This is a genomic window from Paenibacillus sp. Lou8.1, assembly GCF_024213565.1.
In the GTDB taxonomy this organism is placed as follows: Bacteria; Bacillota; Bacilli; order Paenibacillales; family Paenibacillaceae; genus Paenibacillus; species Paenibacillus polymyxa_B.
Genome location: NZ_JANAVN010000004.1, coordinates 147,760 through 170,486, shown reverse-complemented (window position 1 = coordinate 170,486; position 22,727 = coordinate 147,760). Strand labels below are relative to the sequence as shown.

The window sequence follows — 22,727 nt, the reverse complement described above, 5'->3', positions numbered from 1 at the left end:
ATATTAAAGTGTGATCTCTATCGTTTTCCCGAGTGAGGGAGCTGGTAGATTGGTCAGAGGCAATGAGGAGTATACAATTTGAATGGAGGATGTACTTATGAAAACAGGTAACCGCATTATGGTATTTGCGATGTTGATCTTGTTATCCAGCTTATTGTATCCGTTGGGCTCTGTGGGGTTAGGTGCGGCTTCGGCCGCCCCTGCTTTCGCCAAAGGAGCAGATATAAGCTGGGTAGCAGGAATGGAAGCGCAAGGTATGACTTGGAAGGATAAAAAGGGTGTTCGTCGAGATATACTGCAAATTTTGCGAGATGACTATCAGATCAACTCGGTACGTATCCGTGTGTGGGTAAACCCTGACATGAAAGATTATGCAAGCGGATACATGAATGCCGAAAAGGCAGCAGAACTGGCACAGCGAGCTAAAAAATTGGGCATGAGTGTTATGCTGACTCTACATTATAGTGATTCCTGGGCAGATCCAGGGCAACAGAACAAACCTTATGCGTGGCGCAATTTCACATTTACACAACTTATGGATGCAGTCTGGTCTCATACGGTCTATGTTATGAACACGATGAAAAGCAAGGGGGTAACACCGGACTGGGTGCAGATCGGTAATGAGACGAACAATGGAATGCTCTGGGAAGACGGCAAAGCTTCGGTGAACATGAAAAACTATGCCTGGCTCGTCAATACAGGTAATAATGCTGTAAAATCGGTTAGCAGCAGTACTAAAACGATCGTACATTTAGCCAACGGGGATAACGGTTCCGTGTTGAACTGGAATATCGGCGGACTAATTGATAATGGAGCTCAGTTTGATCTCATCGGGCTGTCTCTGTATCCGTCTCCTTCTGACTGGCAGGGTAAGGTGGACCAGACGATTACCAATGCCAATAACCTCATTGCCAAATACGGCAAAGGCATTGTCATCAGTGAAATCGGAATGGAATATAACGAACCTGCTGCTTCCAAGGCATTTATTTCTGCAATCAAAACAAAGGTTCGGAACATTGGAGGCGGCAAGGGTACAGGGGTATTTTATTGGGAGCCGGCTGCAACTCCAGGTTACAATCAAGGTTATAACAAAGGTGCTTGGCAGGCTGACGGTAAACCAACCTCAGCTTTGGAAGGATTTATAAATTAAGAAGTATGTAAGAGTATATCAAAGAACCTCTAGTTCGCTTCTATGCAGACTAGAGGTTCTTTATTGTTATCTTGAGTTACTTGGAAGTTATAAAATTAGGCTTCCCGGTTCACCTTGAAGAACGAAATGAGCTCTTCCAGCTCCCCGGACATCAATGTAAGCTTGTCAGAAGCTTGGACAATAGAAGCCATAGACTCAGCCTGTTCTCCAATGGTATGCTCGATTTGTTTGCTACTGTCGACTGTTTTGCTAACTGTCGAAGACAGCTCGTCAGAGGTAGCTGACATTTCCTGCGTGCTGGCTGAAATCTGCTCCGTTGCGCTGGATACCTCTTGAATTTGTGACGACACTTTATTAGACGCATCTAAAATTTCAGAGAACATTTCGCCTGTTTGCTTCGTAACTTCTAGCCCAATGTGAACTTCTTTTGTACCAAGGCTGATGCCTTTTACAGTCTGCTCAATTTCTTTTTGGATTTCTCCAATAAGCTCTGCAATCTGTTTGGCAGACTCTTGAGACTGTTCAGCCAAATTACGCACTTCTCCCGCTACTACTGCAAAACCTTTGCCCTCTTCACCGACTCTGGCAGCTTCAATAGAAGCGTTCAGTGCAAGCAGATTCGTTTGACTGGCAATGCCTGTAATGATGCTGACGATATTGCTGATTTCGTTAGAACGGTTCTGCAGCGCATTAACGGAATCAGCTGTACTTTCCATTGTAGTGGAGATGGAGTCCATTTGAGCGGAAAGCTTTTGGGCTACCTGGTTGCCTTCAACGGAGCGTTTTTCCATAGAATAAGCTTGATCGGCTACGGAAGAGGAGCTTTCGGCAATCGTTTGGATAACTGTCGACATTTCATTCATAGCTCTGGAGCTTTCAAGTGCTGCGTGATCCTGAGCTTCAAGCCCCTGGGTTATTTCCTGAATATTGCTGTTAATGACGTTCGTATTCGTACTGTTTTTCTCGCTAATGCTTAACAATTCCTGGGCAGATCCCGTAACTTCTTGCGTCGTATCCTGTACTTTCACCATGGTATCGTTAAGGCGTTTGATCATAGAATTAAATTTTTGATTGATAATGCCAAGGTCGTCCTCGCCTGTCTTGATTTGTACATTCAGATTCCCCTCGCTGACTTCTTCAATGCCCTTCATCAGGCTACGAATCGGGGAGAGGGTACGTTTTACCAGTAAATATTGGACCGTTAAGAAGATCGCAAGGAACAGAATGAGCAATGAAACACCATATACAAGCAATTTATGAAGACCGTTAGGTACAGAGCTCGCGTCTACGTCAAAGTATATCGCACTTGTGATTTTACCGCTTTCATCTGTAATTGGGTAAACAATGGTCGTCCATGTACCAAAATCGTCAGTATAAAAACTGCTAAACGCTGAGTCTTTAGATTGAAGCATTTTATTTACACCTTGTACATTTTCGTCTGGAAGAGTGTACATATCCCCAATATTCATCTTCGAGTCTTGGAAAGCTTGGACTAAATTTGTAGGAACGCCAATAATGGAGGTTTGATTTCCTTCTGTTAGTTCTGTGCCAAATATGTAAGCTTGGGCAACATTAGGATAAAATGTGTGGATAGAATCTAGGAATTTGCGTAAATCCTGTTGAGCAGAACCGTTATAATCTTTTTCGCTTAATGCTTGTTGTACTTTTGTTTTGTCAACATCTTCTGCCCATTTTTTAGTCAATACTTTAACTTGGTCTTGCAGCTGCGTGGTGAGAATGTTCTTTTGAAGTATATAGCTGGATGTGATGAGAATAGCACCTATTAATACGATGTTAAGAAAAGAGATTAATAGATTTTTACCAAAAAAGGACATAGTTCTCCACTTCAAGTTTTTCACGTTTTCTTCTCCTTTGAATTAGCAATTTAGTTTCATATACACCTACCCCATATATATTTCGACAATTTGCTTTCTAAATGTTAGGTATTTATTAAAAGGGAGAGTAGAAGATTATTCAAAAAGAACGGCGGCCCCTAGTGAATGAAACGATGGGACCGCCGCTTGTCGGCAAAATTGGATTTTATGTTGTTTTTCCAACTCAATTCTTACTAAATCACTTTATTGTTCGAACAATATTTAAAAAATAAGATAAATGAGAGCAATCGGTTATGCTTTATACCTATAAATACCTGGATTGCATTGAGGGTTCTTAAGTTTCTGTCCCTATAAAAGAAGTGAAATGAGTAAGGGTAGTGAAATGAGCGATAAGACTGAGCTAATAACAAATGCAGATGCAGCTTCCGTTTCCAGTGTTTCATAACGGGTAGCAATCATAGCGGCCACAGCCGAGCCGGGAAAAGCGACAAGCAGTACGGCTTTGGTTACATCTTCATGGGATAGTCCTATTAGAACAGCAATACCGAGCATAACAATAGGCATCACGATGGCTTTCAGCACAGCGATGCTAAGTGCTTTTGGACTGAACGTAATCTTTTTGATACCAATGGTTACCCCGATGGCAAATAGGGCTGTACCAGCAGTAATATTGCCGATTTGATCAAACATGGACTGCAAAAGTTTCGGAGCGTGGAATCCACATAGAGTCAATACGACACCAAACAAGGGTACGCAGGCAAGCGGCTCGCTGAGTCCATGAAGGACTGATTTCATAGTGACTTTAAATAAGTTGCCTTTAGTGCCGTCGGATTCTGTTGTTTTGCGTTGACCGACCGTTCCCAAAATACTTGCAAGCGGATCAAGAATGGCATTAACGACGATCCCAGTAATCGCAATCGGGATGGCGACTGCCGTACTTCCGAACAAGCTGCCCAGAACCGGAATTCCCATGAATGCAAAAGAAGGTTGTGTCGAATTCAATGCGAACATGGAGGATTCAGTCAGGCCTTTTTTGGCAATTAAGCGATAAACAATGAGCAATACAATATAAAAGCCGATTACACCAAGTAGCAAAGCCACAAGAAAGGGCCACTTTTGAATCAACGTCTCTCTGGGTGTCGTCGTAATACCAATAAACAAGTGTGCAGGTAGAGCAAACTTCGTCACGAGTGTATTTAATCCCTTAGAAGAAGCGGGGTTAAAGGCCTTGAACAATCCTGCGAAATAACCAATTAAAATGACAAAGAAAATAGGAATTAAGATAATAAAAATATGACCTGTAGCCATGATGTCGCCTCCAATGAAGATGTCCGCCAAAAATGGCGGACATCAGTTAAATAATCACTTTGCATATGCAAGTACACATTTGATGTTGTTCGCTATTTTTTAAACCAGGACCGCTTCCTGACCATATTGTTTGATGGGTTTATATTTGCAGTCCCACATCGCATCTCGAACCGCTTGTGCGATATCGTCCGGTTGATGACGCGCTACTCCATCCTGAACTGCTGCCTTAGCTACAGCCACGGCTACCGCTTCAGATACTTCTCGTAGCTCGTTGATTTTTGGCAGCAGGGAAGCACCAGGCTGCGACAAATCAACCATTTGAGCTACTGCATGGGCAGCTGCTGCAAACATGCTATCTGTTATAATTTTGGATTTTACCACGATTGCGCCGAGACCCAGACCCGGGAATACGAAAGCATTGTTGGATTGCCCAATTTCAAACTTAATATTGTTATAGATCACCGGCTCAAAAGGACTTCCTGTTGCAATGAGGGCTTTTCCTTCGGTCCAGTGGATCAAATCTTGCGGAGTTGCTTCTGCCAGTGGAGTCGGGTTGGACATAGGCATAATAATAGGACGTTCTGTATGTTTGGCCATTTCTTTAACGATTTCCTCACTAAATGCCCCAGTAACACCGGAAGTACCGATCATAATCGTCGGTTTCACGCGGCGAATGACTTCAAGCAAAGGGATTTTGCCATCCTCAGCATGTTCCCAGTCACGGCATTCTGCAACATCACGCACATAAGGGACCTGGAATGGAAAAAGTCCTTCTGTTTCGTTGGTAAGCAGTCCACGGTAATCATAAGCCCAGAAGTTACGTCTTGCTTCTGCTTCTGACAGTCCTTCCAGCATCATGGCGGCGCTAATTTGGTCTGCATTGCCGATTCCAGCAGCTCCTGGACCAAAGACTAGAACCCGGTGCTTGCTCAGTGGGATTCCGGACAATTGAACACCAGACATCACACCTGCGAGCGTAACCGCTCCAGTACCTTGAATATCGTCATTAAAAGTCAAAATACTATTTCCGTATTTATTGATAATGTTCCGTGCGTTGACATTGCCCAGATCTTCCCAGTGCAGCAGGGCATTCGGGAAAAAGGACAGTGCCGCTTGAACATAAGTGTCAATAAATTGGTCATATTGTTCTCCACGTACACGTTTATGACGATTCCCCATATATAAAGGATCTTCCAATAGCTTCTCGTTGTTTGTACCTGCATCAAGAACAACTGCCAGCACCCGGCTAGGATCTATACCAGCAGCAGCTGTATACACAGCAAGCTTACCAATAGAGATATTAATACCTCCGACTCCCCAGTCCCCGATTCCCAAAATACTCTCGGAATCTGTGGCTACGATCAGGTCGATATCATCAGGGTCTAGGTTCAAATTCTTAAAAGCCTCTCCAATACCCGCAAGATTATCGATAGATAAATACATACCACCAGGCTTGTGATATTCATGACTGTATTCCTGTATAGCCTGGCCTACTGTTGGTGTATAAACAATCGGGAGCATTTCGCTTAGGTGCTCAGAGAGCAAACGATAATAAAGGACGGTATTCCGATTAAAAAGATCATTTAACGCAACATTTTTACGCAAATTATCCGGTTGGCTCTGAAATTGCTCGTAAACCCGCTGAACCTGCTCCTCAATAGTTAATATCGTAGGAGGAAGGAGACCATCAAGTCCAAGCTGTTTCCGTTCTTCCAGAGTAAAAGCCACTCCTTTATTCAGCAGGGGGTTGGCAAGTAGATCTTTTCCGGTTAATTTGGTTTCGATAGATCCGTCTTCCGTAAAATGAAAAGCACGCATTTTCAATTCCTTCTTTCTAAAAAATTACATTTAGTTAATCCTTGAACAATTCGTGAACAAGTATACGCCTTATTTTAAACCAAGTGAAGAAGTATGTTGTGTGAAAAATGGTTATATAAGTGTTTACATAAGAAAAATTATGAAAATGAAAGCGATTTTCAATGTTTTTCGAATGAAAATTTCATTTAATTTTCATAATATTTTCGGAAAATATTGCTTCAATGTGATAATTATCATAGTTTTTATAGGTGTGATTCGACTGAGTGTGCATGAAAAATAGCTTAACTTCATTTTATATAAACGAAGTTAAGCTATTTTTTTGGCTATAGGGATGGTTGAGGGACAATTCAATGCTTCGCAGCTCTATGTTTAATGAACATCAGGCATTTAATTCTCCGATGCGCTTGACGGCTTCATCAGTAACTGTAGCAGAGCGTCGCATCCAGCTGTTACGCCATTTCAATTGCATTATGATGACGAGGGTAAAGGCACAGAATGTGATCAGGCTCAGACAGATGAAGCCTGGCATATAGGAACCTGTTGATTTGTATAGATGACCCAGTATAAGGGGGAGAAAGTACCCGCCTATGCCACCAGCAGCGCCGACGATACCGGTCATGAGCCCGATTTCGTTGCCGAACCGCTGCGGAACGAGCTGGAATACGGAGCCGTTGCCAGCGCCAAGGCACATCATGCCTACGAATAGCAGCACGACTACCACGGCAAGTGGCGGTAAAAACGCAATGCCGGCGAGCATAATCCCGGCTCCTGCATACAAGTACATTAACATGCGTGAACCACCAATCCGGTCGGACAAAAAGCCACCTACAGGACGAAAGAAGCTTCCTGCAATCACACAAATGGTCGCAAAATCGGCGGCATGTACCGCGGAGAGGCCATATTGGGTATTGAAGAAAATAGTCAAATAATTAGAAAGGCCAACGAATCCACCAAACGTCACGCAGTAAAAGGCACAGAATACCCAGGCATCCCTCTGTTTGAGCACCGAAGCATATTGCGACAGACTTTTTGGTGCTGGGCGGTGAGGGCTGTTGCGGGCAAAAATACTGAACAGAACGAAGACGGTTAAGATGGGGAGGATGGCCAATCCGAAAACGGCTTCCCAACTGCCAAAATGTTGAGCAATGCGGTTGGCGAACAATGTCGCAAGGACGGTACCGCTATTCCCGGCACCAGCAATTCCCATAGCCAAGCCTTGATGCTCTTTGGGGTACCATTGACTGGCCAACGGCAGCGCAGCTGCAAATGATGCTCCGGCTACGCCCAGGAGTAGGGCAACAACGTACATGTGCTCTAGCGAATCAACCCACAGCCAGCCGAGCAAGAGAGGGATTATCGTGACAAGCATACCAATCTGTCCCGTGAGCTTCGGACCGATATAATCCGACATGAATCCGAGCACGAGCCGCAGCAGGGAACCACCAAGTATAGGTAGGGCGACAAGATTGGCTTTTTGTACAGGGTCCATTGGATAATCATTAGCAATTACAACGGCCAATGGGCCGATCATTCCCCAGATCATAAAACTGATATCAAAATACAGAAAGGAGCCAAATAGGGTGGGCTTGTGTCCGCTTTTCCAGAAACTTTTTTTGTTCATTCTCCATCTCTCCTGTTCTAATTGTTGTTCTTTGTCTGCAAAATGTAATTTGAACATGAAAAAGCCGCAAATCGCCCCTACATGGTATCTAGGAAACGGTTTGCGGCCTCATTGCCGTGGTTGACACACCTCATTGTGAGTCGACTTGGTATGATCACGTTGGAGTGATTTTAATCAAATTATAAAAAGGGATCTGTTTTATGTCAATATACATAACACAAAATCGTAAAAAAATTAAATATAAGGTGAAAATATAGCTATCATGTATTAAATATTGACATAACCTTCACAATTCAGTAATCTTAGATACATATCGGCACAATGATGTGCCGACATTTACGGCAACGGTGCCCTTTTCCATGGAATGGAGAAGGGCTTTTTCTGTCTTATTTTATTCGGAGAATGGGGCTGGTTTAATATGATGAAAAAACTGGTCGTCGTCGGTAACGGTATGGCAGGCATCAAAAGTGTGGAGGAAATACTTGATCTGGAGCCAGAGCGGTTCCAAATCACGATATTTGGTGCAGAGCCCCGTCCCGGGTACAACCGAGTGCTCCTGTCCAAAATGCTTCAGGAGGAGAGCTCATTTAAGCACATCGTTACCCATGACTGGGACTGGTATGAAGAGAACGGGGTAAAGTTGTACGCGGGTGAACGCGTCTGTCGTATTGATGTTGCAGCCGGGATGGTGGAAACGGAATCCGGCATCAAAGAACCTTATGACATGCTCATATTGGCAACGGGCTCATTGCCTTTCATGCCGCCCATTCCCGGAGCTCGAAAACAGGGGGTAATCGCTTTTCGTGATGTGAATGATTGTGAAACCATGGCAAGATGTGCCAAAACATACCGTAAGGCCACAGTTATCGGAGGGGGGCTGTTAGGACTTGAAGCCGCTCAAGGCCTGTTGAATCTAGGGATGGAAACTGAGGTTGTTCATAATGCGCAGTATCTTATGAACCGTCAGCTTGATCGGACGGCGGCTGTGCTTCTGCAGCGAAAGCTGGAACAACAGGGCATGAGGTTTCATTTGGCGAAGGAAACGGTCAACATCATAGGCCGAAACAGGGCGCAAGGATTGATGTTTGCGGACGGGAACAGGTTGGAAACGGATTTGGTTGTGCTGGCGGTTGGTATCCGACCGAATATCGAATTAGCTCAGGACAGCGGTCTGACCGTAAACCGTGCCATTGTCGTGGATGATTATATGCGCACGAGTATTCCCGGTATTTATGCCGTCGGCGAATGTGCTGAGCATCGCGGGATTTCATACGGGCTAGTGGCGCCGCTATATGAGCAGGGCAAAGTGCTGGCAAAAGTTATTTGTGGTCGTGAAACGGCTCCCTATGAAGGGACGGTTCCGTATGCGCAGCTCAAGGTAGCGGGGATTCATCTGTTTTCCGTAGGAGACATTCGCGAAGAGGGAAGCGAGATAGCGGTCATGGAGTATAACGGGATGCAGGAGGTTTACAAAAAAGTGATGATGCATGCCGGTGCTGTCACTGGTGCCATTTTATTCGGAGATACGGCGGAAAGTAACTCCCTGCTCGGTATGGTACGGCGCGGCGCGCCGGCTACAGAGCTTGCATCCCAAGATAACAGCGAGAGCAGAGCAGAGGATGCGGTAGCCGCACTGCCGGAAGAGGAGATGGTATGTGCATGCAACGGCGTAAGTAAGGGGGCTATTTTGCGAGCGATTGCCACGGATAAGCTGAAGACGGTGGAAGAAGTGAAAAGCCGGACCAAAGCATCCGGTTCCTGTGGGGGCTGTCGGCCGCTGGTGGCTGCACTGGTCAAAAATAGTTTGTCCCGATCGACAGTTTCCGGGCCTGTAGTTACTCCGATCGCCCAAGAAGTTGTCCCTGTGTGTGGATGTACGCACTACGATCATGATTCGCTTAAGACAGCTATGGTGGACGCAGCCTGTCAGACACCAAAGGAAGTAGTGTCCCGTCTCGGTTGGACCAGACAGCAGGGGTGTGAATTATGTCGTCCGGCTGTACTTTTTTATTTGGAATCTCTCGGGTTGCGAGACAGATCTGCGACAAATCCATTAGGCGCTGGCGTTGCGGTTCAGGTCGCCGCGCAGTGCGGAGGAGAAGCGCCCTCTGCGGGTCTGCGCTTTACGAACCTAAATGCCGAGAATCAGGCTTTTGTTAAGTCGGACCTGATGGATCAGGTATTTGTAGAAGTAGCCTGGCTAAGAGAACGGTTGGCAACTTTATGGGGAAGTCTTGCATTGCCCTCGTTGGTTACAGTTTCTGTTTGTCCTGGATCGGAGTATCCCGGAGGTGTACTTGTCCACGATATTGGAATATCCCGATCTCCAGCAGGCTGGGAGGTTTATGCCGGTGGTCATGCTGAGCATCCGGTTCGCCAGGGGCAGCTGCTTGGATTGGAGGAGGACCCGACAGAAGCAGTCCTGCTGGCTGCAGTTTGCTTGCGAATATACCGACATAGTGCCCGGTACGGGGAGAAAATGTGGGAGTGGATTGAAAGGACTGGCGTTATGGCGCTACGGGAAAGTGTGCTTGATGCTGCTCTTCGAAGTGAACTGGCGGGCAGCCTACGGACCACAATCCTGACAGGATGACGGGTTGAGTTGGAGTTGTGGCGATATATCTAGCGTGTGCAGACAATAAAATTACGAAAAATGGCGAAGGGGAGGTGACTTTGATGTGTCAGTCAGGAGAAAGCAAACCGGAAGCTGGGCTACATGTATCGTCAGTAATGGATACGCAGTGCCCGTTTTGCAGCGTGCAATGTAAGATGACCGTTAGCACGGGTACAGAGACACTCGCGGGTATCATCCGTACAGTGTATAAGGCGGAAGGGAAGCCTAATGCAGCCTCGCAAGGTAGGCTGTGCATCAAGGGAATGAATGCGCATCAGCATGCGACTCATGCGGAAAGGCTGGTACAGCCTCTCATACGCAAAGAGGGCAAACTTGTTCCCGTCAAGTGGGAGGAGGCATTGGATACTATAGCTAGCAGTTTCTCTACGCTACTGTCCACACAGGGTGCCGATGCAATCGGAATTTACGGTGGAGGTTCACTCTCCAATGAAACGGCCTATTTACTCGGTAAATTTGCAAGAGTGGCTGTAGGTACGCGATATATCGATTATAACGGGCGCTTCTGCATGTCGGCAGCGGCATCCGCTGGTAGTAAAGTGTTTGGCGTTGATCGCGGACTGACCTGCAGATTGGCTGATATTCCATTAGCTCGTTGTATTGTACTCACAGGTACAAATATCGCTGAATGCCAGCCGACGTTAATGCCTTATTTTCACGAGGCGAAGGAAAACGGCGCGTTTATCATCGTGATTGACCCGCGCGCGACACCAACGGCGGCGGCCGCCGATTTGCACCTGCAAATCAAGCCGGGTACGGATGCTGTGCTGGCCAATGCCATGCTAAAGGTCATCGTGGATGAAGGATTTGCGAATGAAGAGTTTATCCGCAAGCGGACCAACGCCTATGACCAGCTGTTGACTCATTTGAAGGGTGTGGATCTGAGCGAATCGGCTGCGTTGTGCGGAATTGAGGTAGAAATGATCCGGCAGGCAGCACGTGCCTTTGGCAGTGTGGAGACTGGCATCGTTTTTACGGCCAGAGGTGTCGAACAGCAGACAGATGGACATATGGCGGTGCGTGCATTTCTTAATCTGGTGCTGGCCACTGGCAAGATAGGAAGGGAAGGATGCGGTTATGGGGCTATCACAGGACAAGGAAACGGGCAAGGGGGGAGAGAGCACGGCCAAAAGGCTGACCAGCTTCCTGGCTACAGATCGATTGAGAATGAAGAAGATCGATTCTATGTGGCGTCCGTGTGGGGAGTTGAACCAAGCAGTTTGCCGGGAAAAGGGGTGTCCGCATATGAAATGATGGAGCTTGTTCATCAGCGAGAAATCCAAGCTCTGTTCGTGATGGGCTCTAATCCTGTTGTATCTAACCCGAATGTCCGGCTGGTGGAGGAAGCCCTCAAAAAGCTGAATCTGCTGGTTGTGGCGGATATGTTTCTCACTGAAACCGCACGGATGGCCGACGTTGTTTTACCTGTGACGTCTTATTTGGAGAATACGGGGACGATGACCAATCTGGAGGGCCGCGTTCTGCTGCGGGAAGCGGCGAGGCCTGCACCGGGCGAGGCTAGAGATGACTGGAACATTTTGTGTCAGTTGGCTGCAAAGCTAAACAAGGGCAGCTATTTCTCTTACAGGGATGCTGAGCATATCTTTGAAGAACTGCGGCTCGCCAGCCGGGGCGGTCCTGCCGATTATTATGGGATCACATATGACAGGCTACGTCGTGAAGAAGGAGTATATTGGCCATGCCCGTCTACGGACAGAGCCGGTATGGATATGATGTTTCGGGAAACCTTTGCCCATTCCGATCAAAAGGCTGTTTTTACGGTGGTTGAAAGCTGTGGAGCAGGAGAGGAGATATCAGAGGAGTACCCGCTTATTTTGACGAACGGCCGTGTACTGGCTCATTATTTGACCGGTGCACAAACGCGCAGAAGTCCGTCGCTGGCCGCGCGAGAGATTGAAAATTATGTGGAAATTCATCCGCGGACAGCGCGACGCTGGCATATCAGGGACGGGGAGTGGGTAGAAATAGCATCACAGCGCGGCAACTTCACTGTCCGCAGCCGAATCAAACCACATATCCGCGAAGACACGCTCTTCGTACCCATGCATTGGGGCGGGATACAAAATGTAAATCGGGCGACCCGACCCGATCTTGATCCGTTCTGCCGGATGCCTGGCTTCAAAACGGCAGCTGTACGTATTCGTCCCCTTCATCTGGCTGCAGTTGCAACAAGTGCAGATAATGGGGAATGGTCTGAGTTCTAGAGTAGGACGGAGTAAGTGACTTTTTCATTGCATAAAAGACCAGCCCTCATTGTATGAATGAGGGCTGGCCTTTTTGGATTGGACAGTTAATGGCCTGCAATCACAGACTGCGTGAGGCCGATATTATAATTGCAATCGGGTTTCGGATATGTCTGCTCCCGTTTTTATTTCTGTTCTGAGCATAGCTTCCCGCCATTGTTTATACAAATTCCAGGCGTCCCCGTTTTCTAGCAGCGGTTTGCAGGTATACAAACCTTCCTCTATGGAATCGACTCGTCCTGCAACGAACAGTCGGACCGCACTGTTGAGTAACACTTGATTCGAAAAGGCTATAGAAGCTGTACCTTGTAGCACTTCCTCCGTAATGCGCAGTTGTTCAGCGGGGGTCCAGTTATGCTCTGGTACCACCGAATCCAGCCCGTACATTTCTGGATCAATAACCTGTAGTGACACCTCGCCGTTAGCAAGCAGGTAAGTCCGGGTCGGCCGATCGATGAACAGGTCCTCCGATCCTTCGCTCCCCTGGACGATCAGAGCCCTGCGGTAATTGAGATTTTGCATGAGTTTCGCCGTCTTCTCGAACACAGTATTGTGGAAAACGCCGAATACAATATAGGGGGAAGAACCGTAATCAACCAGTTTCTCGGCAGTATTCAGCACCGTGCGAAGCCCCAGCTCTTCGCGAATGAACCGCAGATCTCGCAGGGGCGCGCACCACTGTTCGGAGGCTATGAATAGTACACCAGCCAGCTTCGCGGCATGAATGGCGGTTTCGCGTGTCATGTTCCCGGACGTAACCCCCATTTCCTGCAGTAAAAGCGGTAGCGTAACCCCCCATTTGGGAGGGAGGGGTGCGCTGCCATGCATCGTTACAGGTATTCCGCATGAGGCGAGTACGAAGGCTGTTGCGAAGGTGGCGATAAACGATGACTTCCTGCCATCGTACGGACCGGCAAAATCAATACCTTCCTGCATCGGGAAGCGATGGGTATATTTACGGCAGACGTTTACGAATGCTTCCAGCTCGGCAACGCTCTCCATTTTAATGCGCTCCGCGGCAAAGAAAGCTCCGATTTGAGCAGGGGTTGCCGACTGGGTCATAATAAGTTCGGCAGCAGCTTCGGCTTCGGCATAATTCAGATCTCGGGCGCCTCTTTTGCCGCGACCCACTTCTTTTAATATTTCAATGATATTCATGTTCAGGCCCCTTTCAGATTTATGCTTTTAGCATTTGCTGTGCTTTGACGATGGAGATGGCCACATCAACGATACGTTTGCGTTCGTTCATTGCTTTTTTGCGTAGCACATCGTATGCTTCCGCTTCCGGGATGCCGTTTACTTCCCCCAGTATTCCTTTGGCCATATCAATCCATTTGCGTTCTTCCAGCCGAGCGGTCAGTTGCTTGCGTTCACTTTGCCAATGCTGGCGTTCAAAAAAGCGTTTGGCACTAAAATGAAGAGCCCAATTCAGTTCATGGGCTGCCATTGAAGGGGTTAGAATGCCATCGACAGTGACATCAGCTTCACAAGCCTCTGTCGATGATAGCGCTGATTCTGCGCTGCACCACCAGAGCAATGGGACCGCTTTGGCTTGCTCCAGCCTGTCACTCCATATGCTGATAGTGCCGACAGGTATGTTTAGTACCGCCGCATCTGCATTAAGGATTAGCTGTTTGATTTCGGATTCATTGCGGCAGGGCAGAGTTAGGTATCCGTTGGACTCTAAAAGGTACTCAGGTCCTGCCTGCCATGAGGAAACGGCGTGTGTCTGCTCAGATACATGGTCAGAATGTAAGTGAATTACCAACAAGGAACGCAAGCGGGCTCCTCCTCTCTGTAACATGAAGGGTAGTTAGGGATGGGGATGGTATTCATTGATAACAAATATGACATGAAATTTTATCCGTTTGCTTATTTTTTTCACCATCATCAAATTAAAACGGACTTTTAAACCATTTTGGCGTGTTTTGGTCTGAAAATCAATCCTAATTTTGTAGGAGAGTGATATTTTATACGTCATAGATATGTTACATGGTGATAAAATATAATTTTTTATAAGATATTGCGTAAGGAATGTTGACATATCATTTGAACCATTATATATTAGCTACAGTACTTTTTAATTCCATACTCTGATGGATACAACGGCGTATTCGATGAAACGGCAATGGAGCCTGTTTTCTCATGTGAGGGATATTTTGAATCCTCATATGTGAAGCAGGCTTTTTATGTTTTAAGGATACAAATGGAAGGGGAGTGACCTGATGAACGATATCCAAAAGTTAGTGTTGATCGGCAACGGAATGGCGGGAATACGCACTCTCGAACATTTGCTGAAGCTTGCACCAGGTAGCTATGAAATTACGGTATTCGGGGCCGAGCCCCATCCAAACTATAACCGGATCATGCTGTCCTCCGTTCTGGCGGGAGGGGCTGGTTTGCAGGATATTGTCATCAACGACTGGAGTTGGTACGAAGACAACAATATTCGATTGTATACCGATGATCCTGTCACAGCTATCGATACGGAAAAGCAGCAGGTGACGTCGCGCTCCGGCGTATGCATCTCTTATGATTTGTTGTTGTTGGCAACGGGTTCTAAAGCCTTTATTCTACCGCTTCCAGGAGCCGATAAGGAAGGTGTTATCGGTTTCCGGGATATTCGTGACTGTGAAACGATGATGGAGACCGCAAAGACGCACAAAAAAGCAGCCGTCATCGGCGGCGGATTGCTTGGGCTAGAGGCAGCTAGGGGGCTGCTTAACTTGGGGATGGACGTCACCGTTATTCATATTAACGGATATATTATGGATCGGCAGCTGGATGAGGCTGCTTCCCTTATGCTACGGCGCGAGCTGGAGGAGCAGGGAATGACTTTTCTGGTCAATAAGCGGACGGCGGCTATTACGGGGCGTCGCCGCGTGGAAGGGTTGAAATTTGCCGATGGCAGCGAGCTGGAAGCAGATCTGATCGTTATGGCGGTAGGCATCAAACCAGATATTGAACTGGCGCTGTCGGCGGGAATCCCTGTAAACCGCGGCATCATCGTAAATGATTACATGGAAACGAATATCCCCGGAATCTACGCCGTTGGAGAATGCGCAGAACACCGGGGAATCACTTACGGGCTGGTTGCTCCATTATATGAGCAAGGTGGTGTACTGGCTCAGCGGCTCGCGGGAATGGAGACTCCCGGCTACAGTGGTTCTGTTACCTCGACAAGGTTGAAGGTATCGGGTGTCGACGTGTTTTCAGCAGGGGATTACAAGGATGAACCGGGAACACGTTCCCTTCGGTATCAGGATGATATTGGCGGCGTCTACAAAAAAATCGTGATCAAGGAAGAAAAACTGATCGGAGCTGTTCTGTTTGGGGATACGTCTGACGGAGCCATGCTATTTTCTTTGATCAAAAGTGGCGAGTCGGTGGTTGGCCGAGAGAAAGAGTTATTACTTGGCTTTAATCCCGGTCAACCTGAAGCTAGTGGCGCCATGATGCTAGAGCAGATGCCTGATGACGAAATTGTATGCGGATGTAATGGTGTATCCAAGGGTGACATTGGAGAGGCGGTTGCGGCTGGCTGCCGGAGTGTCGGGGAGATTAAGGCATGCACAAAGGCATCGGCATCATGTGGCGGCTGCAAGCCATTAGTGGAGGGACTCTTACAGCTATACGCAGGCGCAGAAGCCGGAGAAACGATGAAAGAGGGAATTTGTAGTTGTACGACGCTTGACCGGGAAGCGATCATTGATGGCATTCGGGAGATGGGATTGAAGAGCGTCAAAGAAGTGATGAATGTGCTGGGCTGGAACGAGCCAGAAGGATGTACCAAATGCCGGCCGGCCCTCAATTATTATCTAGGTATGCTATGGCCGCTGGATTATGAGGATGAGAAGGAATCCAGATTCACGAATGAACGATACCATGCCAATATACAGAAAGATGGCACCTATTCTGTCGTGCCCCGCATTTATGGAGGAGTTACTTCACCTGCCGACTTGAAGAAAATTGCTGCTGTCGCAGAGAAATACAATGTGCCTCTGGTGAAATTTACGGGTGGCCAACGTCTTGACCTGCTTGGTGTGAAGAAGGAGGATTTGCCGGGGATCTGGGCCGAGTTGGATATGCCGTCTGGATATGCCTATGGAAAGACGCTGCGAACGGTTAAGACGTGCGTAGGTAACACCTTTTGTCGCTTTGGCACTCAGGATGCTATGGGTATGGGTATCCGGTTGGAAAAGGCATTTGAACGTCTGAATGCGCCATCCAAAGTCAAACTGGCTGTATCTGGTTGCCCGCGTAACTGCGCTGAAGCGACGATCAAGGATTTGGGCGTCGTTGCTATTGACGGTGGCTGGGGGATCTACGTTGGAGGTAACGGCGGTATTAAGGTTCGGGCAGCTGAACTGCTTCGTACCGTTAAAACTGAGGATGAAGTGATGGAATGGACCGGTGCCTATCTGCAGTATTATCGCGAGCAGGCCAATTGGAACGAACGCACAGCCCATTGGGTGGAACGGGTCGGAGTTGAATCCATCAAACAGGCACTGGCGAATGCAGAGACGAGGAAACAACTGGTGACCAGAATTGAGGAGACGTTAAGCACGACGACTGATCCGTGGCACGAAATTATTCACAACGAAGAGCTGCGCAAAAATTTTGTGCAACTGCCGGAACTTAAGCCAGTACTGGAATAGGGGGCTGACAAAATGGAGACTAATACGACAACCAACAGAATCAGAATAGCTGATCTGAACGAAATAGACCGACGTGGAGCAAGGACAGTTCGCATTCATAATACAGAGATAGCTGTATTCCGTCTGAGCGATGGCAGCGTGCATGCGCTTGAGAATCGTTGTCCGCACAAAGGGGGACGGTTATCTGAAGGAATGATATGTGGCTCAGCGATCCATTGTCCGCTCCATGACTGGAAAGTTGACCTTTCCACTGGCCAGGTGCAAGAGCCGGATACTGGATGTGTGACTGCTTACCCCACGGAGATTGACAGTGAGAGCGGGGAGGTTTATATCGTAATCTAAGAGTTCTATGCGTATTGTGCTGGAGGTTCTGCTTTTTTTTCTTCTATATAATAGAAGGATCAAGGTGAAAGGCTTTGTTGAAGAAGTAGGCATCATTTTGATTGAAAAATAGGTTATTGACTAAACCTTAGTCAATAACCTATTTTCTTTTCACAGGATAACTGGATTTATCTCGAGACAAACAAAAAAGCCTTGAGTATCAAGGCTTTTGACGAATAGGACGGATGGGGATCGAACCCATGACCCTTACCCTGTCAAGATAATGCTCTCCCGCTGAGCTACCGTCCTGCGGTTACTAGATAATATCATGTATTAACCATATATGTAAAGTGGAAAAATAGAAGTCAGCCTGTACTTCATGAGCATTTATATATATAATTCGAATTTAGTGAGTTTGCAATCTGGAATTAATGATAGGGGGAACAGATGATGGCCGCAGAAATTATAAGTGTAACAACAGAGGAGCAGCTACAGGAGGCAATATCGATCCGTACCAAAGTGTTTGTCGAAGAGCAAAAAGTTCCTCTCGATTTAGAAGTTGATCATTATGACAAGCTGGGAGATACGGCCCATCATTTGCTAATTTGTGAACATGGTGAAATGGTGGCCACTGGTCGGTTGACATACTATGAGGAAGATACAGCTAAAATGCAACGTATTGCCGTTCTCAAGGAGCATCGTGCCGCAGGCTATGGACGTGTATTACTGCTAGCACTGGAGGAACGTGCACGTGAATTGGGGCTAAGATACTCGCTGCTAGATGCCCAATGTCAAGCCGAGAAGTTTTACGAAAAGCTCGGTTATGAGACGATCTCCGATGAACCTTTTGACGATGCGGGAATACCGCATGTACGTATGCGCAAAAAGTTGTAGTCGACAGCGTAAGGTGCATACAAATCTGTACAATGTGCATGCTAGTAAAAGTTCCTCCACTAAACTATGGATAAGGAGCGATACAGCATGGCTAATACAGAACGGGAGCAAATTACAGCAGTACGTAAAAACGGGGATGGCGACCTTGCGTCTTTTCAGACATCTACCGGTCGGATTTTAGATTATAGCCAAGCACTGAACGAGATTGAGGCAGGCTCAATTGCAGGCGTTAACGTGTTCAAGGCCAAGGATGGAAGCAAACGAATTCGGGGAGATGCCGATGGAGATCCTTCTAATAACCTGGATCAACTGCCATTGTTCTGACCTTAACTCGCAACATTAGAATGCAAGTTCATCATTATATTCAAGAACAGCAAGCCGCTTGGCTATCCTTTGTAGGAAAGCCAGGCGGCTTTTTGTTAATTGTTCAAGCTGTATTTAGCATGCTACTCTGCACGTTCCAACTCTGTAAGTTGATATACTCGTTGCTGCTCCAGAAAGGACATGACCCCTGCTTTCTCCCTGAACTGTTCCATATCATCACTATAGTGCATTAGATGAATCCGTTCTTGAAGAGATGGCGCCAAGCTTAGCAGCTCGTCCAATGTCGTATGGACTTCTCCAGCGCCTTGTAATTGAACCTCATGGAGAATACTCCGACATCCTCGTTCATGCACCAGATGATGAAGCAAATCAGGGTCAAAAACCATATCTGCACTATAAAAAAGGCGGTCATTAATGAATATGGAATAACTGTTTTTACCAGGAATATGCCTTGTAGGGATTAGCTCCACCTGAATACCGGATACTAATGTAGTGGGTACACCAGGCGTTATTACGTTTACCTCGAATACATCTTCAAGCTTGTCAATCATACCCTGCTGTGACATTCCGCCCTTGAGTGTATGCTCCCATAAAGGGTAGATTAGTGGTTCGGCAATATAAAGTAGAGGCTTGCAACGATGGAGAATGTTCATTTGAAAACCGAATTCCTCCAAACCTCCGACATGATCTGCGTGAATATGTGTGATTAAAATTGCGTCAATATCAGGCAAAGAGACGTCCATTTGGTGTAATGCTAAAGAAGCGGTTGTACCGCAATCGATCAGCAGTTTGCCTTCTCCGCTGTCCAGCAGCGCGTTGTTGTTGTAATAATGCTTGGCAAAGGCACTGCCTGTGCCAAGCATTTGTATCGTTAGGCTCATTATGGATTTATCCTCCAGACTTTGTGTACTAGGACTTCTACAGTCGTATTTTATCACCTATGCTACCGGAACTAAAGATTTGGCTCCTTGTGTAAAAACTTTGGACAATTTGTGAAACACAGCGCAACTTGTGCCGCTGAGCTAGGTATAAATGTACGACAGAAGGTTTTAAACAGATGATGATGGAGGGATTAGTAGTTATGAAATGGAGAAGAGTGATGGCCCTGATGATGGCCTTTTCAATAATGGGAGGGACCGCCATTTCGGCGGAATCCGCTAAGGACCAAGTGCAGTTGATTATTAATGGAGAAGTGTCAAAAGATGGTGCAGTTGTCATTGATGGGAAAACCTATGTGCCCATCCGTGATTTTAACGGACTTGTCAATTTTGATCCATCCGGTGGAAAAGTTGTTTTCGACCAGCCGAACGTGCATATGTTCCTGTTCAAGGGAGATACTGTGTTTGGTAACGTGAATAAAGGCAATAAAGTGAAATTTAATGTATTTAGTCAAATTGATACCTTGAAAACAGATATCTCCGGAGTAAAGGTAGCGATCACCGACCCTTCGGGCAATGTGAAGGATATTCAGTCTCAAGATATCAAAGGAGCGCAAAAGGATAACTTCTGGTTCCGTACGAACGACTTTACGTATGATTTCAAAACAGCAGGGAATTACCGGGTTGGTTTCTACATTAAAGAGAGCAAAGATGGCAGCTATACCCTGGTGTCCGAAAAAGTCATTACAGCGATAAATTAGGCATACCACAAATTGACCTGCACCCTTGATCATGTTACGATACGGGGGAAAATAAAACAATTTGAAGGTAGGTATTTCCATGAGTGATCACAAACATGAACACGGTGAAGCCTGCAACCACGATCATGACCACGAACATGAAGAAATGGTTCTTACGCTAACTGATGAAAATGGTAAAGATGTAGAAATGGTGCTGGTAGAGACCTTTGACGTAGAAGATCACATTTATGCTCTTCTGCTTGAGCGAGGCAATCCCGAAGCGGATGGCATTATTCTTCGTATGGAAGAAGAAAACGAAGAAATGGTGCTTTACAATATTGAGGACGAAGATGAGTGGAAACGTGTAGAAGCCGCATATAGCGAGCTTGTTGCCCAATACGAATAGAATTGGATGCAGCAGCTGTATAGCTCTTCAAGAAAAAAAGCCCCCGAACGGGGGCTCAGGCTGTCGAGAAACCCCCTGTTTTTTTGCAGGGGGTTTAAAACTGTCTTAGTGGTCTAAAAACTAGGGTCCTCAGATCGTTTTAAATCGATTTTTGTTTTAAAAGATGCGTCTCCCCATATAAAAATAGAATTGTCGAAAAGTCCTCTGGACTTTCTCGACACTCTGAGCCCCCGAACGGGGGCTTTTTTTCTTGACTATCAACATATTTTTTAAGCATGTGTTGACAGTTCAATATTATGAAATAGCGTCAGTTTCGACGATAACCTTCACCTGATGTACTGTTCGGTCCTCAGGTCCTTTAACAGGCAGGCCTACTTCTACGTGATCAACAATATAATCAATATTGTCCTGCGAAATAACTTCTCCTGGCAGTAAGATCGGAATACCAGGTGGATACACATAGATGAATTCTGCAATAATGCGACCTGCAGATTCCTTGAAAGGCACGATTTCCGTATCTCCATAAAAAGCGTCTCTTGGAATGAGGGAGAGCTGAGGGATATCCGGTATCTTTACAACTAGCTCATGCTCCTGACCTGTGGAATAGTGCAGAGAAGCCAGCTCACGCAGAGCTTTCAACAAAATTTCAATTTCCTCTTTGGTATCACCAGGGGTCACCAAACAGAGAATATTGTACATATCGCTAAGCTCAACCTCGATATTGTAGTGATCTCTCAGCCAATTCTCCACATCGTATCCGGTAAGGCCCAAATGGCGGATATGAACCGTAATTTTGGTTGGATCATAATCATAGGTAGCTTCCGTGCCAAGAATTTCGCTGCCAAAGCAATATAGCCCTTCAATCTTGTTGACCTCTGAACGACAATATTCAGCCAATTCCAGAGCGCGTTGTGCTATTTCATGACCGTTAAGGGCCAGATTACGTCGGGATGTGTCCAACGAAGCCAGCAGAATATACGAAGTCGACGTTGTTGTCAGCATACTGAAAATCGTTTGTACACGCTGTGGGTTAACGTATCCGTTTTTCGTATTTACATTCAGAATTGAGCTTTGAGTCAAGGAACCACCCAGCTTGTGAACGCTTGTAGCTGACATGTCTGCTCCCGCCTCCATGGCGGACATCGGTAGATCAGAGTGAAAATGAATCAGTACTCCATGAGCCTCATCGACCAGGACCGGCACATTATAGCTGTGAGCGAGATCTACAATTTCCTTCAAATCGGCGCACACACCGTAATATGTCGGGTTGATAACAAGGACGCCCTTGGCGTCAGGGTGGCGTTCCAATGCCCGGCGTACGGACTTGGTTGTAACCCCGTGGTGAATACCGAGATTCTCATCACTGACTGGAGAAATAAATACCGGCTTTGCACCAGCAAAGATAATGGCAGACATTATAGATTTGTGTATGTTTCGGGGTACAATAATTTTATCACCAGGTATGCAAATCGACATAATCATGGTGATGATGGCTCCGCTTGTCCCCTGTACACTGTAATACGTATAATCAGCTCCGAAGGCCTCTGCTGCAAGCTTTTGAGCTTCTTCGATGACGCCTGATGGCTGATGCAGATCGTCCAATGGAGCGATGTTGATCATATCTATGGAAAAGGCATTATCCCCCATAAATTCGCGAAATTCCGAATCAGCTCCCACTCCCTTTTTATGGCCTGGGATGTGAAATTGAACCGGGTTGCTCTGAGCATGCTTTTTCAAAGCAGTAAAAAGCGGGGTGTTGCTTTGATTCATTAGTGTTGTCACAACCTTTCGTGCAGGATTTCGACAATCCTGTGCAAGTGATAATAGAACAAAATTGAGTATAGCAGTTTGAAGTAGGAATGCAAGCGATTGAGGGCG

Annotated in this window: 17 protein-coding genes and 1 tRNA gene; 9 read left to right on the top strand and 9 right to left on the bottom strand. The window is 46.5% G+C overall.

Annotated features, from left to right (window positions below; translation table 11 throughout):
* Window positions 1–97 precede the first annotated feature (97 nt).
* Window positions 98–1,150: a glycoside hydrolase family 53 protein gene (locus NLX78_RS07320; RefSeq protein WP_250261011.1), complete on the top strand. Its 1,053-nt coding sequence runs from the start codon at window positions 98–100 to the stop codon at window positions 1,148–1,150.
* Window positions 1,151–1,245: 95 nt separating this feature from the next.
* Here the strand turns inward: NLX78_RS07320 and NLX78_RS07315 are convergent, their stop codons facing one another.
* From NLX78_RS07315 to NLX78_RS07300, 4 genes are all read right to left on the bottom strand, one after another.
* Entirely contained in the window at window positions 1,246–3,009 is a 1,764-nt protein-coding gene (locus NLX78_RS07315; RefSeq protein ID WP_254350005.1) for a methyl-accepting chemotaxis protein, read from the bottom strand.
* Between the two features lie 324 nt (window positions 3,010–3,333).
* The gene (locus NLX78_RS07310; RefSeq protein ID WP_254350004.1) at window positions 3,334–4,293 is read right to left on the bottom strand and encodes an AEC family transporter; all 960 of its coding nucleotides are present in this window, start codon (window positions 4,291–4,293) and stop codon (window positions 3,334–3,336) included.
* 99 nt (window positions 4,294–4,392) lie between these two features.
* On the bottom strand, window positions 4,393–6,111 hold the full coding sequence (locus NLX78_RS07305; RefSeq protein ID WP_023989354.1) for an NAD-dependent malic enzyme: 1,719 nt from the start codon (window positions 6,109–6,111) through the stop codon (window positions 4,393–4,395).
* A 379-nt stretch (window positions 6,112–6,490) separates the two neighbouring features.
* Window positions 6,491–7,732, bottom strand: a complete 1,242-nt coding sequence (locus NLX78_RS07300; RefSeq protein ID WP_235309484.1) for a nitrate/nitrite transporter — start codon at window positions 7,730–7,732, stop codon at window positions 6,491–6,493.
* A 418-nt stretch (window positions 7,733–8,150) separates the two neighbouring features.
* On the opposite strand from NLX78_RS07300, the gene nirB (NLX78_RS07295) reads away from it, so the two are divergent.
* Together nirB (NLX78_RS07295) and nasC are read left to right on the top strand one after the other, a co-directional pair.
* Window positions 8,151–10,325, top strand: coding sequence for a nitrite reductase large subunit NirB (nirB, locus tag NLX78_RS07295; RefSeq protein ID WP_254350003.1), 2,175 nt, complete (start codon window positions 8,151–8,153; stop codon window positions 10,323–10,325).
* A gap of 83 nt (window positions 10,326–10,408) precedes the next feature.
* Window positions 10,409–12,589: an assimilatory nitrate reductase catalytic subunit NasC gene (gene nasC / locus NLX78_RS07290; RefSeq protein ID WP_254350002.1), complete on the top strand. Its 2,181-nt coding sequence runs from the start codon at window positions 10,409–10,411 to the stop codon at window positions 12,587–12,589.
* Window positions 12,590–12,712: 123 nt separating this feature from the next.
* Here nasC and NLX78_RS07285 read toward each other — a convergent pair whose 3' ends face one another.
* Window positions 12,713–13,786, bottom strand: coding sequence for an anthranilate phosphoribosyltransferase (locus NLX78_RS07285; protein WP_254350001.1), 1,074 nt, complete (start codon window positions 13,784–13,786; stop codon window positions 12,713–12,715).
* Between the two features lie 19 nt (window positions 13,787–13,805).
* Window positions 13,806–14,408 (bottom strand): ANTAR domain-containing response regulator, encoded by a 603-nt coding sequence (locus tag NLX78_RS07280; RefSeq protein ID WP_061828979.1) that lies wholly within the window; start codon window positions 14,406–14,408, stop codon window positions 13,806–13,808.
* A 445-nt stretch (window positions 14,409–14,853) separates the two neighbouring features.
* Here NLX78_RS07280 and nirB (NLX78_RS07275) point away from each other — a divergent pair, with 445 nt between their 5' ends.
* Both nirB (NLX78_RS07275) and nirD read left to right on the top strand, forming a co-directional pair.
* The gene (gene nirB / locus NLX78_RS07275) at window positions 14,854–17,286 is read left to right on the top strand and encodes a nitrite reductase large subunit NirB (protein ID WP_254350000.1); all 2,433 of its coding nucleotides are present in this window, start codon (window positions 14,854–14,856) and stop codon (window positions 17,284–17,286) included.
* Window positions 17,287–17,298: 12 nt separating this feature from the next.
* The gene (gene nirD, locus NLX78_RS07270) at window positions 17,299–17,628 is read left to right on the top strand and encodes a nitrite reductase small subunit NirD (RefSeq protein ID WP_061828981.1); all 330 of its coding nucleotides are present in this window, start codon (window positions 17,299–17,301) and stop codon (window positions 17,626–17,628) included.
* Between the two features lie 216 nt (window positions 17,629–17,844).
* Here the strand turns inward: nirD and NLX78_RS07265 are convergent.
* Window positions 17,845–17,916 (bottom strand) — tRNA-Val (locus tag NLX78_RS07265).
* A gap of 141 nt (window positions 17,917–18,057) precedes the next feature.
* Here NLX78_RS07265 and NLX78_RS07260 point away from each other — a divergent pair.
* Together NLX78_RS07260 and NLX78_RS07255 are read left to right on the top strand one after the other, a co-directional pair.
* Window positions 18,058–18,501: a GNAT family N-acetyltransferase gene (locus tag NLX78_RS07260; RefSeq protein WP_069289898.1), complete on the top strand. Its 444-nt coding sequence runs from the start codon at window positions 18,058–18,060 to the stop codon at window positions 18,499–18,501.
* A gap of 87 nt (window positions 18,502–18,588) precedes the next feature.
* Window positions 18,589–18,825 (top strand): DUF3892 domain-containing protein, encoded by a 237-nt coding sequence (locus tag NLX78_RS07255; protein ID WP_016822393.1) that lies wholly within the window; start codon window positions 18,589–18,591, stop codon window positions 18,823–18,825.
* Window positions 18,826–18,947: 122 nt separating this feature from the next.
* Here the strand turns inward: NLX78_RS07255 and NLX78_RS07250 are convergent, their stop codons facing one another.
* Window positions 18,948–19,706: an MBL fold metallo-hydrolase gene (locus tag NLX78_RS07250; RefSeq protein WP_254349999.1), complete on the bottom strand. Its 759-nt coding sequence runs from the start codon at window positions 19,704–19,706 to the stop codon at window positions 18,948–18,950.
* A gap of 200 nt (window positions 19,707–19,906) precedes the next feature.
* Here NLX78_RS07250 and NLX78_RS07245 point away from each other — a divergent pair, with 200 nt between their 5' ends.
* Both NLX78_RS07245 and NLX78_RS07240 read left to right on the top strand, forming a co-directional pair.
* A complete protein-coding gene (locus NLX78_RS07245; protein WP_013310940.1) occupies window positions 19,907–20,464 on the top strand; it encodes a hypothetical protein in 558 nt (185 codons plus the stop codon).
* A gap of 79 nt (window positions 20,465–20,543) precedes the next feature.
* On the top strand, window positions 20,544–20,849 hold the full coding sequence (locus tag NLX78_RS07240; protein ID WP_061828984.1) for a DUF1292 domain-containing protein: 306 nt from the start codon (window positions 20,544–20,546) through the stop codon (window positions 20,847–20,849).
* A gap of 294 nt (window positions 20,850–21,143) precedes the next feature.
* On the opposite strand, the gene NLX78_RS07235 is transcribed toward NLX78_RS07240, so the two are convergent.
* Window positions 21,144–22,619: an aminotransferase class I/II-fold pyridoxal phosphate-dependent enzyme gene (locus NLX78_RS07235; protein WP_061828985.1), complete on the bottom strand. Its 1,476-nt coding sequence runs from the start codon at window positions 22,617–22,619 to the stop codon at window positions 21,144–21,146.
* Window positions 22,620–22,727 lie beyond the last annotated feature (108 nt).